11 protein-coding genes are annotated in these 13,934 nt (G+C 61.6%); 8 read left to right on the top strand and 3 right to left on the bottom strand.

Going from position 1 to position 13,934, the window contains the following annotated elements; all coding sequences use genetic code 11:
- Positions 1-474: 474 nt before the first annotated feature.
- The gene (icd, locus tag ACYQ01_RS00755; RefSeq protein ID WP_459931926.1) at positions 475-1,623 is read right to left on the bottom strand and encodes an NADP-dependent isocitrate dehydrogenase; all 1,149 of its coding nucleotides are present in this window, start codon (positions 1,621-1,623) and stop codon (positions 475-477) included.
- A 239-nt stretch (positions 1,624-1,862) separates the two neighbouring features.
- Between icd and ACYQ01_RS00750 the strand changes: the two genes are divergently transcribed.
- The 4 genes from ACYQ01_RS00750 (at position 1,863) to ACYQ01_RS00735 (ending at position 7,299) form a co-directional block, all read left to right on the top strand.
- Complete coding sequence (locus tag ACYQ01_RS00750; RefSeq protein ID WP_459931925.1) at positions 1,863-3,230, top strand: glycerate kinase type-2 family protein; 1,368 nt, start codon at positions 1,863-1,865, stop codon at positions 3,228-3,230.
- A gap of 85 nt (positions 3,231-3,315) precedes the next feature.
- Positions 3,316-4,740: a pyruvate kinase gene (gene pyk, locus ACYQ01_RS00745; protein WP_459931924.1), complete on the top strand. Its 1,425-nt coding sequence runs from the start codon at positions 3,316-3,318 to the stop codon at positions 4,738-4,740.
- A 104-nt stretch (positions 4,741-4,844) separates the two neighbouring features.
- Positions 4,845-5,393, top strand: a complete 549-nt coding sequence (locus tag ACYQ01_RS00740; protein ID WP_459931923.1) for a ferritin-like domain-containing protein — start codon at positions 4,845-4,847, stop codon at positions 5,391-5,393.
- A gap of 1,135 nt (positions 5,394-6,528) precedes the next feature.
- Positions 6,529-7,299, top strand: coding sequence for a helix-turn-helix transcriptional regulator (locus tag ACYQ01_RS00735; protein ID WP_459931922.1), 771 nt, complete (start codon positions 6,529-6,531; stop codon positions 7,297-7,299).
- On the opposite strand, the gene ACYQ01_RS00730 is transcribed toward ACYQ01_RS00735, so the two are convergent.
- On the bottom strand, positions 7,223-7,957 hold the full coding sequence (locus ACYQ01_RS00730) for an acyl-homoserine-lactone synthase (protein ID WP_459931921.1): 735 nt from the start codon (positions 7,955-7,957) through the stop codon (positions 7,223-7,225). The two genes, ACYQ01_RS00735 and ACYQ01_RS00730, sit on opposite strands and share 77 nt — an antisense overlap.
- Positions 7,958-8,693: 736 nt before the next feature.
- Positions 8,694-9,716, bottom strand: coding sequence for a radical SAM protein (locus ACYQ01_RS00725; RefSeq protein WP_459931920.1), 1,023 nt, complete (start codon positions 9,714-9,716; stop codon positions 8,694-8,696).
- Between the two features lie 299 nt (positions 9,717-10,015).
- Here ACYQ01_RS00725 and ACYQ01_RS00720 point away from each other — a divergent pair, with 299 nt between their 5' ends.
- The 4 genes from ACYQ01_RS00720 (at position 10,016) to ACYQ01_RS00705 (ending at position 13,910) form a co-directional block, all read left to right on the top strand.
- A complete protein-coding gene (locus ACYQ01_RS00720; RefSeq protein WP_459931919.1) occupies positions 10,016-11,152 on the top strand; it encodes an HD domain-containing phosphohydrolase in 1,137 nt (378 codons plus the stop codon).
- A gap of 12 nt (positions 11,153-11,164) precedes the next feature.
- Positions 11,165-12,286 carry an NADH:flavin oxidoreductase gene (locus ACYQ01_RS00715; RefSeq protein WP_459931918.1) on the top strand — a complete coding sequence of 374 codons (1,122 nt, stop codon included), beginning with the start codon at positions 11,165-11,167 and terminating at the stop codon, positions 12,284-12,286.
- A gap of 29 nt (positions 12,287-12,315) precedes the next feature.
- Complete coding sequence (locus ACYQ01_RS00710) at positions 12,316-12,942, top strand: nitroreductase family protein (protein ID WP_459931917.1); 627 nt, start codon at positions 12,316-12,318, stop codon at positions 12,940-12,942.
- Positions 12,943-13,325: 383 nt separating this feature from the next.
- Entirely contained in the window at positions 13,326-13,910 is a 585-nt protein-coding gene (locus ACYQ01_RS00705) for a TrmH family RNA methyltransferase (protein ID WP_459931916.1), read from the top strand.
- The last annotated feature ends 24 nt before the right edge of the window (positions 13,911-13,934 follow it).

Below are 13,934 nucleotides of genomic sequence, written 5' to 3'. Positions count from 1 at the left end.
TGATTTGGCTCATGATGTTGAAGCGGGTTTGTTTACGTCAAAACCCCGCGAAAGAAAAGCCCCGGCCCGCCGCGGTCGCCACGGGAGGCCGGCGGCGCGAGGTGTTCCGGGGGCAAGAACTTGACGAGGGCGGAAGGACGTGACCGGTTCCGCCCAGGCCTTCGATGAAACCGGTTCCGAAGACCCCTCCACGCACCGGCCAGGAGTTGCGAAACGTTCTCAAGGGCGCCCCGGTCCAAAGGCGACGGGAACCCTCGCGCGGCGGGCGGCGCGCGAAAACCGGCCGAAGGGCGCGTATGTCCCTCCGGCCGGCAGCGTCGCCTAGCAGCCTGTTGAAAAATCCCCGCCGGCTGCGTTGCTGCGAAAAACGCAACCCTTCAACGGATGCCAATTCCCCTTCTGGCTTGAATTTTTCTCGCGCCTTGCCAGCGTGTTTTTTGAACAGGCCGCAGAATCGAATTTTTCAAGGGCCAGCTAGAGGTTGGCCTGCAACAACTCGCCGAAGGCCTTGCATCCCACGGTGGTGGAGCCGGGAAGCTGGGCGGCCAGGTCTTCGGTCACGGCCTTGCCCGCGATGACGGCTTCCATGGACTTGTGGATGCGCTGCGCCGCCTCGTGCCAGCCGATGTGTTCGAGCATCATGGCCCCGGAAAGCACGAAGCTGCCCGGGTTGGCCCGGTCCAGCCCGGCGATGGTGGGCGCGGTGCCGTGGGTGGCCTCAAAAAAGGCCAGCTTTTCGCTCATGTTCACGCCGGGGGCCAGTCCCAGTCCGCCCACCTGGGCGGCCAGGGCGTCGGAGATGTAGTCGCCGTTCAAGTTGGTGGTGGCGATGACGCTGTACTGCTCGGGGCGGATGAGCACTTCCTGGAACATGGCGTCGGCGATGCGGTCCTTGATCACGATGGGCTTGCCGGCTCCGGCCTTGGCCTCGGCCTCGGTCATGCACTGGTCGGCGAATTCCTCGGCGGCCACATCGTATCCCCAGGCCCGGAACGCGCCTTCGGTGAATTTCATGATGTTGCCCTTGTGCACCAGGGTGACATTGGGCTTCTTCTGGGCCACGGCGTGCAGGATGGCCTTGCGCACCAGGCGTTTGCATCCGGCCGGGGTCATGGGCTTGATGCCCACGCCGGCGGTTTCGTCCACCTCGCGGCCAAGCGAGCGCAAAAATTCGATCAGGCGCTTGGCTTCCGGCGTGCCCGAAGCGTATTCGATGCCCGCGTACACGTCTTCGGTGTTTTCGCGAAACACGATCATGTCCACCAGGTCGGGACGCTTCACCGGCGACTCGATGCCCTGAAAATACTTGATGGGACGAATGCAGGCGTAGAGGTCCAGCACCTGGCGCATGGTGACGTTCAGGCTGCGGATGCCGCCGCCCACGGGGGTTCCCAGCGGTCCCTTGATGGCCAGCTCGGCCTGGGCCAGGGTATCCAGGGTGGCCTGGGGCAGGTATTCTCCGGTTTCTTCGCGGGCTTTTTCGCCGGCCAGAAGCTCTTTCCAGGTGAGCGACCGCTGGTCGCCGTAGGCCTTGGAAACGGCGGCGTCGAGGACCGGGCGGGCCGCCGCGTAGACCTCGGGTCCGATGCCGTCACCGACGATGTAGTAGACAGTCTTGTTCATGCACATTCCTTTCTGGCGGATACGTCGTTGCTTGTTCCTCAAGAGAACAAGCTTCCCTAAAAGGGCGCGCCGGCCGTGTCAATCGCCCCGGGGCCGGGAAAAAACGCCAGCGCGACCCGGAGCGAGAAAATTGCGCTTCAACCTTCGGCCCGGCCCGGCTATGTTGCCTTCGGACGGAAGCCGGCAACCGCCGCCCCGCTCGGCCCCACAGGCCCAACTGCCAAACGCGAGGCCCTTTCATGCTGGAAATGGACCATCTGCGTCAAATTTTCTCCGCCGCCCTGAAGCGGGTCGATCCCTTCGACATGATCGTGGATCATGTCCGCATGCAGGGCTCCACCCTCATCGCCGAATTCGACGGCGAACGCCACGAAGCCGACCTGAACGCCTACGACGCCCTGCTCGTGCTCGGCGCGGGCAAGGCCTCGGCCAGGATGGCCAAAGCCTTGGAGTTCGTGCTGGGCGACCGGATCACGGGAGGCCTTGTCTGTGTGAAATACGGCCACGCGGAGCCCTTAAAGCGGGTGGAGGTGATCGAATCCGGCCACCCCACCCCGGACGAACACGGCGTTGAAGCCGCGCGGCGCATGGCCGACCTGGCCCGCAAAGCCGACGCCAAGACCCTGGCGCTCACCTGCATTTCAGGAGGCGGATCGGCCCTGTTGCCCAGTCCGCTGATCGTGTCACGCCCCGGGGCGCAGGTGGCCCTCACCCTGGCCGACAAGCAGGGGGTCACCCGGGCCCTCCTGGCCTGCGGCGCGGACATCGGCGAGATCAACACCGTGCGCAAGCACCTCTCCGGGCTCAAGGGGGGACGGTTCCTCAAGCTCCTCAGCCCGGCGCGCAGCCTGAATTTCATCCTGTCCGACGTGGTGGGCGACCGCCTCGACACCATCGCCTCGGGGCTGACCTGCCACGACGACACCACCTTTGCGGACGCCATGGCCGTCATCAAGAAATACCGGTTGGCGACACAAGCCCCGCGCGAGGTCATCCGGGCCATTGAACTCGGCCTCCTGGGCCGCATCGCCGAGACCCCGAAACGGGGCGACCCCGTGGCCGCGAAAGCGGAAAACATCCTCATCGGGTCCAACCGGGCGGCCCTGCTGGCCGCGCAGGAAAAGGCCCGAGCCCTGGGCTACCACACCTCGGCCCTGACCTGCGCCCTGACCGGTGAGGCGCGCCAGGCGGCCAAGTTTCTCTACGGCGTGGCCCGGGACGTGCGAAACAGCGAACTGCTCGCGCGGCGTCCGGCCTTCGTTGTCGCCGGGGGCGAGACCGTGGTCACCCTGAACGGACCGGGAACAGGGGGACGAAACCAGGAGATGGCCCTGGCCTTTCTCGCCGAATTGGCCCGGGACGAACGCGGCGGCCAGGGCATCCACTTTCTTTCGGCGGCCACGGACGGCGGAGACGGCCCCACCGACGCCGCCGGGGCCTTCGCCTCGGCCGAGGTCTTGCGCCGAGCCCGCCAGGCCGGGCTCTCCATCGAAGAAAGCCTGAACCGAAACGACTCCTACACCTTTTTCGACGCCCTGGGCCGTCTTCACAAAACCGGCCCCACCATGACCAACGTCTGCGATCTGTATATGCTCATCGTCACCTGAACCGGACGCGCGGCGACGGGCTCGACCGCCGCCGGACCAACCGCTCCGGTCCGATCCCGTTCACCCTTCCCGAAGGAGGAGCAACATGCACACCAAGATCATCGCCACCCTGGGGCCGGCCTCCATGAACCACGCCTGCATGACCGATCTGGCCTTGGCCGGGGCGCGCATCTTCCGCCTGAACTTCTCCCACTCCGACGCGGCCTCCTTCGAGCCCGCCATCCGGGACATCCGGCGCATAGAATCCGAACTGGGCGTGCGCCTGACCGCGCTTGGCGACCTGTGCGGCCCCAAGATTCGCATAGGCGAGGTGGCAGGATCGCCGCGGCCGATACGCAAGGGAGAAAGCCTGCTCCTGGGACTGCCGGACGACCAGTCCGCCCAGGACGGCGCAATGCCCTTCATCAGCCTGGACATCCCGGAGCTTTTGGCCGGCCTGGGCTCGGGCATGTCCGTGAACCTGTCCGACGGACTCTTGCAGTTCAAGGTCACCCGGGTGGTGAAAAAGGACCGACTCTTCGAGATGGAAGCCCAAAACGCGGGCGCGCTCTCCTCGCGCAAGGGCATCGCCTTTCCCGGAAAACACCACCCCATGCCGGCGCTCACCCCCAAGGATCTCAAGGACCTGCACGAGGGGCTCGACATCGGCCTGGACGCCGTGGCCCTTTCCTTTGTGCAGGACGCCCAGGACGTGCGCCATATCAAATCCGAAATCGCCCGACACGGGCGCCTCGTCCCCGTGGTGGCCAAGCTTGAACGTCAGAACGCCGTGGATCGGCTAGACGAGATCCTGGCCCTGTCCGACGTGGTCATGGTGGCCCGAGGCGACCTGGGTCTGGAATGCCCTATTCCCGAATTGCCCATCATCCAGAAAAAGATCATCCGGGCCTGCCGCCACGCCCAGAAGCCGGCCATCGTTGCCACGCAAATGCTGCTTTCCATGGTGAAAAACCCCATCCCCACCCGGGCCGAATCCACGGACGTGGCCAACGCCATCCTGGACGGGGCCGACTGCGTTATGCTCTCGGAAGAGACCGCCGTGGGCGACTACCCGGTGGAAGCGGTGCGCGTCATGCGCGAAATCTCGGAAAACGCGGTGGGCTACTACCTCGAACGCCTGCAAGGCCCCTACGCGCCCAAGCGCGAAAAAAATCCGGCCAAGTACCTAGCCTACGCCGCCTGCATCCTGGCCGACAACGCCCAGTCCGTGGCCCTGGTCAGCCACTCCACCAGCGGACTGACCGCAAGGCTGCTCTCCTCGCGGCGCCCCGAGCTGCCCATCTACGCCCTCACCACGGACGAGCGCGTCATCCATTCCATGAACTTCGTCTGGGGCGTGCTGCCTCGTCTCATCGAACCCAGCGCGGACAGCCACCTGGACCGGGTCGAGGCCTTTGTGGACTCCTGCCCGGACTTCGAACCCGGACAGTCCGTAGTCATCACGGCCGGCCAGCCAACCCCCGGCCAGAGCACGCCGCACACCAACGCGATAAAGTTGTACACAAAATGACACAAAATAGTGAATACACCTCGAAAGAGACCCTGGATTTTTGCAAAACGACCTGCTAGGAAACATGGCGCTTAATCTGAAAAATTCCTTACCAGGAGCAAGCCATGACACGAGACAGACAAGCCGACCGCCAGGCCCGCAAACAAGCGGTGATCGACGCGCTCAACACCGCCCGCGGCATGGAACTCAACGCCATCACCCAGTACATGAACCAACACTACGGCCTGGACAGTTCGGATTATGGCGAACTGGCCGCCAATATGAAGCTCATCGCCATTGATGAAATGCGCCACGCGGAGATGTTCGCCGAACGCATCAAGGAACTGGGGGGCGAACCCACCACCCAGGCCGTCGGGACCGTGGAAAAAGGCCAGAACATCCGCGCGGTATTCCCCCACGACGTGGGGCTCGAAGACGACACCATCGACGCCTACAACGGCTTTCTCAAGGTCTGTCGGGAAATGGGCGACAACGTGAGCGAAAAGCTCTTTGAAAGCATCATTGCCGAGGAGCAGCTGCATTACAATTACTTCGACAACGTGAGCGAACACATAGCCACCCTGGGAGACACCTACCTGTCCCGCATCGCCGGGACTCCGTCCTCCACCGGCGGCACGACGAAAAGCTTCGCGCTCAACCTTTCCGGAGCCTAGCAGCCTGTTAATCCTTGCTGGCTGCGTTGCTGCGAAAAACGCAACCCCTCAACGGATGCCAACTCCGCATCAGGCTTGACTTTTTTGCGCGCCTTGCCAGCACGTTATTTTGAACAGGCTGCACGAATCGACTTTTTGGGCGGGCTGCTAGCGGGCCAGGGAAACTCCACCCTCCCCTGACGCCAACGGCCTTCCTCCCCAACGTAACGGGGCGGAAGGCCTTTTTCTGACGGAACTGAAAGGGTCACCCCTTTGAAACGGCTCACCGGCACCTCGGAAAGACCACGCGTCCAACGTCTGCCACCAGCGTCCCCTCGCAAAAGTTCAAGTGTAACTTGATTTTTTACGATCGACACGCCACTGCGGTCGTTTCTCTGTCAACAAAAAATGTCACAAACAAACCCCGGGCCTTGGGACTGAAATCTTCCATAAGAATCTCAAGACGTTGTCCAGAAGAACAGAGAACGACGAGACTTGACGAGTTTTGAGAACTAAGGCATTGCCCATACAGAAGTGCGGATATGAAAGGCGAACAAGGCAAGCGCTTGCGCCTGTATACGGTCAGCGCGCCGCGTGCTTTTGATGCTTTGCGCTCTTTGTCAGTATCCATATTCAGTACCGATTCAAAGGCACCACGAGCACGCTCGCCCCGACAGGTTCACACGGCGCAGGGCGACCTTCACCCAATGCCCTGAGACGCGTCAAGCTCGTCAACGCCCACGGTCCTCAAGCCGGGGCAAAAGCCGTTCGTGCCTGCCGAGAGTGAAAACTTCCAACCGACCCTGGGCGCTCAACCTGCCTCCTTGCTTGACGAGCGCGAAAACCAGTGCCAGCGCGGCTACGCTCCTCATATCCCCTTTTCTTGCTCAGACGCTCATTGGCCATTGAAAAAGGCAATTCTTGCGGCGTGTTCCAAAACTCGCCGGCAAGGCGCGAAAGACTCTCAAACCCGAAGCGCGGTTCGTCGAGGTGTGGGTTTGATTGTCCCGGAGCAACAGGGCCAGCGAGTTTTTTTTCGACAGGCTGTCGCGCGTTTCATTTCGAACACCATTGCACCACGACGAATGAACGGACGGGACACGCCGATGGGATCGCGCAACGCACCCGCCCGCAACCACCAAAGGGGAGATTCCGTATGACCTCCTGGCAACCAGACGTCACTTCCCTCCTTTCCGGCGAGGACGCACTCGAACTCCTTGAACTCATTCAGGACTGTCTGTACTGCACGCGTCGCGAGCAATTCTACGGACTGTTCGAAAAGCTCAAGAAATCCGTCCCGTTCGACTACGCGATCTGCGGGACGGCGAACCTGGACGACGTCGGCTCAATGATTTCCTACACGGTCGAGAACATCAGCTACCCCCTGGAATGGTTGCAAGTGTACTACGACAAGAATTTCGTGGAAACCGACGTCGTCATCAACAAGAACTTTACGTCATTTACCCCGCAGTACTGGAGCGACACCTACAGGGCGTTCCCCCCTTCCGGCGACTATATCAAGATATCCGGCGATTTCGGCCTTCAGCACGGGTACACGCACGGATCGAGTCCTTTTGGACAATGGAAACACGCCAGCCTTTTCTCCTTTGCCAGCCCGCACATGAAAAAACGCGACCTCAGGACATTGAGCATTCTGAGCAAGATCGTTCCGCATTTTCATTACGCCATATCCAACTACCAAGTCGCGTCGACGCAACAAGAAGCCGCCAAAAAGATCACCCCCCGCGAGAAGGAAATCCTTCGCTGGCTCAAGGAAGGAAAGAGTTCCTGGGAAATCTCCGTCATCCTCAAGATCAGCGAGCGGACGGTGAACTTTCACGTGTACAACATCATGCGCAAGCTTGATGTTGTGAATAGGCCGCAGGCTGTTGCGACAGCACTTCATCTTGGTCTTGTTGTATTGTAGTAAACCAATCGTAAACCTTCGGGTTTCTGGCCATACTCAGTTCGTCGAACATCCGTATGTCCAGCAGTGCGGCCAGCGCTTCCACACCGTCCGGCATTATTTTTGATTCGCCGACCGGAGTGCTGTAGAAGCCGCAAATTCTCATCATTCTGTACACGCGCTTTTCAACGACGAGATACATGAATCTTACTCCATTGGCGCTGCACCAATGGTACACACATTTGTGCAATATCATCTGAAGGCTGTTGCGAGCGAAGTTCTCTGACCTCATGGATTTCAGAGCCGCTTCGGAAATGCACAGCCGCGACATTTCGCTGACATTCAGCTCTTTTCTTATCTCATGATCGTCACTGACCAGGTCTATGAACTCCTTTTCGATCATGAACGTATTCCCTGGCATGATCATCCTGAGATACGCGACGATTTCGCCATCTTTAAAGACTCCGAAGTGGGCTGAATACGCGTCATAGGCGTCATACTCCAAGCCGTCCGGACGCGTCGCAACCCATCCGAGCTTTTCGGCAAAGACCGCGTGCCGCAAACGCAGAGCCTGAACAATGTCATCATAGTTCTCGATGCTGCGAGCAACATACTCATTTTCTTTGAAACTTACTGGACTATAAAGACTACTCGTACTAATTCCGGATAGCTGATACATAGTGCTCCCCTTATTTTTAGGAAACACATATGCACAAGCATGTCCCCGGACACCTGTCAGATCTTACAGGTGCAAACGGGCCTTTCGGTCACTAGATATGCACAAACAGTCAACGCCTGTTCACCTGCAAACTTCAAAGGGGGCGACTATGGGATGTTGTGGTTGCTGCGTGTACGCGCCGGAATGGGAATCCGACGAGCCAGACTCGAAGGGAATCTGCACTTGGGGCAAGATATTTCAAGGACTTGGGCTACCGTCCGGCCTGAAGCCCTGGTTCCAGTATTACGATGATTTTCCAGCCCTCATCTCCAACATGATGCAGCCGATCACCAGGAATTCCGGGCAGAATTGCGCCGCGTTCAAATGCGCCTCCGAAGAGAGAGTGTACTCTTAGCTGGCTCGGCGCGCTCACGCTCCCGCCAGGGTTCTCCGTTGAGGCGTGCGAATGGGGGACAGCCTTCAGCCGGACTCGAACGGGACCTCATTAGAGGGATGTGAAACGCCCGCACTGTCCAGCCATAGCCCGAGTGCCGCTCTCCGCCAGGGCAAGGGGAGCCGCCACGTACTGCGTGACGGCTCCCCACGTTTTTTCCGGACACGCATGGGCCCGCGCGCCCATGAAATCCGTGGGCGCGCGACGAGACCGGAAAGGAATCCATGCATTCCAGAAGGTTGGAAAAGGGCGTCGAAAAGCGAGGAAGCCCCGTAGGGACTTGGGGCTTCCTCCGGGAAGGCTTTAGAACAGCACCGCTTCCGGCACGGGCGTCACGGGCTGGTAGCGATGGGCATGGGCGAGGAGGTACTTGCGGGTTTCGGGATCGTCGAGTTCGCTCAGGGAGCGTATGGCGTTCAAACGCCGTCCGGCGATGAACAACGTCTTGTCGTCTTCGGAAAGGGCGAGGAAGCGGTCGATAATGCCTCGCAACCGTTCGTATTCCTTGGGCAACCACCCGCGCAGCTCCAGCAGCAGGTTGATGCGGTGGTCGCTGACCAGCTCGGTCTCGATGTGTTTGATCCGCTCCAGAAAAAGCCGGATCTCACGCACGATGCCCTCTTCGTCCAGGGGGTCGAACAGGCCCTCGCGATACTTGTCGGCAAGGGGCGTCCCCTCCAGGGCGAAACAGGTGCGCAGCCGGACATGGCGCGGGGCGATGGCGGCCACCAGGTCACCGGTTTCCAGGGCGTGCTTTTCGCTCAGGGCCTTGCCGCCCAGCCCCGGCATCACGTAGCAACACAGTTCGAACCCGGCCTCCACGGCCTTGCGACAGCCGGCGAGCTGCTTGGCGGCGGAGGTTCCCTTGTTCATGAACTTGAGCACCTCGTCGCACCCCGATTCCAATCCCACGTGAATGCGGGAGAGCCCTGCCTGGCGCAGGGTTTCCAGGTCTTTGGGATTCCTGGTGGAAAGGGTGTTGCTGCGGGCGTAGGCCGTTACGCGGTCGATGTTGGGCAGCATGGTGCGGATGGCTTCGAGCACGGCCAACAGCGTCTCGGTCGGGGCGATGAGGGCGTCGGCGTCCTGCAAGAAGGCGCCCTTGAACTGGTGGCACTGGGGCATCTGGGAAAATTGACGGATGTCTTCCACGATATCCTGGGCGGGGCGAACGGAAAACTCTTCCCCCTTGTACGCGGGACAGAAGGCGCATCTGTTCCAGGGGCAGTTGCGCACGACCCGAATGAGCAGGCTGTGGGCTTCGCTCGGCGGGCGCATGTGGCCAATTTCTATTTCGTGATTGGCGCTGCTTGTTTCACAGCTCATGCAGGTACTCCTTGCCGGTCAGGCTTGGGTTCTGGTAGTGTGGAACACTCTTGCCGGTTTGGCGGTCGGATGCCAAACAGCGCCTTCGGCCCGCCCCGGTCGCAACGACTGGACGCTCGCGACCGGTCGAACGGAAAAACGCCGATTCCCAACCGCCAAATTCATCCCGCCTTGCGGGCTTGCAGGTGACAGGCGTATAATCATAAACGCCACCATGTCCAGACGCTAAAAGGCGGGAACCACGATCCGGGCACACCTTCCGCCGGGACAAGCAGGTCCACCGCCCACCGGAGGAGCCCATGCCGCCCAAGGTGCTGTTCGTCGACGACGACGCCAACATTCTTGATACCTTCAAAGTGACGCTACGCAAGCGCTTCGAGGTGGCCACCGCTCTTGGTCCCGAAGAGGGGCTCAAGGCCCTGCGCGATCAGGGGCCGTTCGCCGTCATCGTGTCGGATCTGAAAATGCCCGGAATGGATGGGGTGACCTTTTTTACCCACGTGCGCAAGTTCGCGCCGGACTCGGTACGCATCATCCTCACCGGATTCGCCGACCTGGACGTGGCCATCAGCGCCGTGAACGAAGGCCAGGTTTTTCGTTTTCTCACCAAGCCCTGCCCGCCGGAAGTGCTTGTGCGCGCGGTGGAGTCCGGGGCGGAACTCTACCGCCTGGTCAATTCGGAACGGGAGCTGCTTCGCGGCACGCTGCAAGGCACCATCAAGGTCCTCACCGAGATTCTGGGCCAGACCAACCCCGAGGCCTTCGGACGCAGTGAACGCCTCAAACGCCACGTCAAGAACATGGTGACCAAGCTCAACCTCAGGGACAGCTGGAAATACGAACTGGCGGCCATGCTCTCCCAGATCGGGTGCATCTTTATCCCCGAGGAAATCGTGAGCAAAAGCGCCCACATGTCCGAACTGAGCGCGGAAGAGCAGCAGATTTTCGGCATGCATCCCACCGTGGGAGCCCAGCTCTTGTCGAGCATCCCCCGGCTGGAGGAAGTACGCGAAATCATTCTCCATCAAAACGACACCCTGGCCGACAATCCCAACCCGCCCCGGGGAGCCCGTCTGCTCAAGGTGTGCCTGGATTTCGACAACCTGGAAATGTGCTCCGGCGACAAGCTCCAGGTCATCGGCGACATGAAAAAAACGCAAAACATCTACGACCGGGCCATTCTGGAGGCGTTCGAATCCTACATTCTGGCCGACACCGGGGTAAAACCCATGGACATTCGCCTGGTGGAACTCAAGGAAGGCATGATCCTGGGCGAAAACCTCATGAGCGAGGCCGGCGCCCTTCTCCTGGCCAAAGGCCTCGAGGTCAACAACTACAGTCTGATGCGCCTGCACAACCTGGCCAAGGCCCAAGGCGTGCGCCAACCCTTCCGGGTGCACGTGCCCATTCGCGACCAGGGACAACAAGGACAGTAAAGGAGAAGCCACATGGCCCGTCTTTTCGAATCCGCCAATCTGGGCCGCCTGACCCTGGCCAACCGCAGCATGCGCTCGGCCACCTTCGAAGGCATGGCCGACGAAGCCGGCCGGGTGACTGCCCGCCTGGCCGAATACATGGCCGAACTGGCCCGGGGCGAGGTGGGGCTCATCATCACCGGACACACCATCATCGACGCCGGCGGTCAGGCCGGACCCCTGCAAATGGCGGCCTACGACGACGGCCACCTGCCGGGCCTCACCCTCATGGCCGATTCCGTGCACCAAGCCGGAGGCAAAATAGCGCTCCAGATCGCCCACGCGGGCAATGTGGCCGTCAGGGATTTGAGCGGTATCGAGCCGCTGGGTCCGTCGGCCCTTGTCCAGGACGGCAAGCCCCTGTGCCGCGAGGCCAAACGCCTGGACATGCAGGATATTGTCGCCGCTTTCGCCCGATCCGCCACCATGGCGAAACAGGCCGGATTCGACGCCGTGCAGGTGCATTCCGCGCACGGCTACCTCTTGAGCCAGTTTCTGAGCCCGGCCCAGAACCAGCGCATGGACGAATACGGCGGCTCCATCGAAAATCGCATGCGACTGCCCATGGAGGTCGTCCGGGCCGTTCGCCAGGCCGTGGGACCGGACTTTCCCATCCTGGTCAAGCTCAACAACGAGGACTTTTACGAAGGCGGCCTGACCATGGCCGACTCGCTCCAGGCCGCGGTCCTGTACGAGCAGGCCGGCGTGAACGCGGTGGAGCTTTCCGGCGGCGCTCGCCTGGCCGGGGCCAAGTTCATGGCCGCCAGGCTGGGGGCCATCAAGACCGCCGAGCAGGAAGGCTACTATCGCAAGGCGGCGCGGGCCTACAAGGAAGTGCTCGGCGTGCCGCTCATTCTGGTGGGGGGAATCCGCTCCTACGAAGTGGCCGAGGCGGTGATCGAGGAGGGATCGGCGGATTTCGTCTCTTTCGCGCGGCCGCTCATCTGCGAGCCGCACCTTGTCAGGCGCTGGCGCGAGGGCGACCGTCGCAGGGCGCTGTGCCTGTCGGACAACGCCTGCTACGGCCCAGCCTTCGACGGCCGGGGCGTCTTCTGCGTGACGTACGCCAGAAAAAACGCCGTTTCCAAGGACTGAGACAACCGGAAATTTTCAGGAGACGCTCTATGGACTACAAGGACGTGGCCGCCAGGCGGCGCGCGGTGAACTTCTTCGATATCGATCGCGACGTGCCCGACTCCCTGCTGCGAGAAATGGTGGAACTGGCCGCCCTGGCTCCCTCGGGGTTCAATCTGCAACCGTGGAATCTGATGGTCCTGCGGAAACCCGAGGAAAAAGCCCGGTTGCAAAAACTGGCCTGGAACCAGCCCAAGGTCAGCGAGGCCCCGGTGACCCTGATCGTGCTGGCGGACAAGAGCGCCTGGCAGGAAGACAGCCCTAACTGGCAGGCCGTGTGGAACGACATGAAGCTTCCCCCGGAAAGGCGCGACTGGTTCGCCGGGGCCTGCAAAGCCCTCTACGCCTGGTGCCCGGCGGCCAGCTTGGCGTTCGCGGTGAAAAACGCGGCCTTTTTCGCGATGGCGCTCATGTACTCCGCCACCGCCCTCGGCTTGGACTCCCACCCCATGGACGGCTTCGACCACGAGGCCGTGCGCAAGGAGTTCTCCATACCCAACACCTACTGGATCCCCCTGCTTCTGGCCGTGGGCTACCTGCGCCCCGGAACCCAGATCGCCCCTGCCAAACGGCGCCGGGGCTACGACGAGATCGTGACGCGCTTCGAGCGGGACTGATCGAAAAAACACGAAACCGTGCGGGCCGGGAACCGGAAACGACTCCCGGCCTTTTCCTTTTCCAAGCGGAACCGTTCACCCGCTTGGCCCCGCCCCGCCCCGCCAAGGCCGGCCGAGTTTCCGGCGTTGACCCGACCCCGCTCTTGAGGGTACAGCGCCCCAGGCCCGTCGTCAGGAGCCGTGCCGGATTCGTCGCGCCCGCGCGGCGGACCGCGCGCCTTCCGCTCGAATCCGCCCGAAGATGCGCCCGTACGCCTCGGACCACGGCGAACGCCGGCGGATCGTCTTCGACATCGAAAAAAGGATCCACCCTGCGAACCCGCACCCGTTTCGGCCAGCTCCGGCGCAAACGGCGGCATGTATTTCCCGAGGAGTCACACGACGTGGAGCGCACCCCCCAAAGACAAGACCGCATCCGCCAGGTTCTGGCCAGACGTCAAAAGGACCTTACCGTGGTGCTCAACAACATCCACGACCCGCACAACGTTTCGGCCGTGCTGCGCAGTTGCGACGCCTTCGGCGTGGGCGAAGCGCATTTGCTCTATACCGACACGGCGTTTCCCGCCCTGGGCAAGAAGAGTTCGGCCTCGGCCAAAAAGTGGGTGAAGATCGTGCGACACCAGGCGGCGCGGGTCATGGTGGACGAATTCCGGTCCAAGGGATTCCAGTTGCTCTCCACGGGCTTCGGCCCCGGAGCCAAGCCCCTCACCGCCTGGGACATGACCCGGCCCACCGCCGTGGTCCTGGGCAACGAACACGACGGGGTGGGGCGGGAATTCGAAGGCCTGATCCCGGACCAGATCTACATCCCCATGCAGGGCATGGTGCAAAGCCTCAACGTCTCGGTGGCGGCGGCGGTCATTCTCTACGAGGCCTTTCGCCAGCGCCAGGCCAAAGGACTCTACGACACCCCCTCGCTTTCGGAAGAAGAACGCGAGACCCTGTACGAGCGCTGGATCGACCTGTAAGAGCCTGTCGGAACGGCTACGTCC

It is taken from the genome of Fundidesulfovibrio butyratiphilus, assembly GCF_054657235.1.
The sequence above is the reverse complement of the archived record's forward strand: the minus strand, read 5'-3'. Positions and strand labels throughout refer to the sequence as shown.

What these genes read in the sequence shown, in the direction of transcription:
- pyk (WP_459931924.1), top strand. Translation starts at nt 3,316, where the DNA reads ATGCACACCAAGATCATCGCCACCCTGGGGCCGGCCTCCATGAACCAC.
- ACYQ01_RS00710 (WP_459931917.1), top strand. Translation starts at nt 12,316, where the DNA reads ATGGACTACAAGGACGTGGCCGCCAGGCGGCGCGCGGTGAACTTCTTC.
- ACYQ01_RS00715 (WP_459931918.1), top strand. Translation starts at nt 11,165, where the DNA reads ATGGCCCGTCTTTTCGAATCCGCCAATCTGGGCCGCCTGACCCTGGCC.
- ACYQ01_RS00740 (WP_459931923.1), top strand. Translation starts at nt 4,845, where the DNA reads ATGACACGAGACAGACAAGCCGACCGCCAGGCCCGCAAACAAGCGGTG.
- icd (WP_459931926.1), bottom strand. Translation starts at nt 1,623, where the DNA reads ATGAACAAGACTGTCTACTACATCGTCGGTGACGGCATCGGACCCGAG.
- ACYQ01_RS00730 (WP_459931921.1), bottom strand. Translation starts at nt 7,957, where the DNA reads ATGTATCAGCTATCCGGAATTAGTACGAGTAGTCTTTATAGTCCAGTA.
- ACYQ01_RS00725 (WP_459931920.1), bottom strand. Translation starts at nt 9,716, where the DNA reads ATGAGCTGTGAAACAAGCAGCGCCAATCACGAAATAGAAATTGGCCAC.
- ACYQ01_RS00750 (WP_459931925.1), top strand. Translation starts at nt 1,863, where the DNA reads ATGCTGGAAATGGACCATCTGCGTCAAATTTTCTCCGCCGCCCTGAAG.
- ACYQ01_RS00735 (WP_459931922.1), top strand. Translation starts at nt 6,529, where the DNA reads ATGACCTCCTGGCAACCAGACGTCACTTCCCTCCTTTCCGGCGAGGAC.
- ACYQ01_RS00720 (WP_459931919.1), top strand. Translation starts at nt 10,016, where the DNA reads ATGCCGCCCAAGGTGCTGTTCGTCGACGACGACGCCAACATTCTTGAT.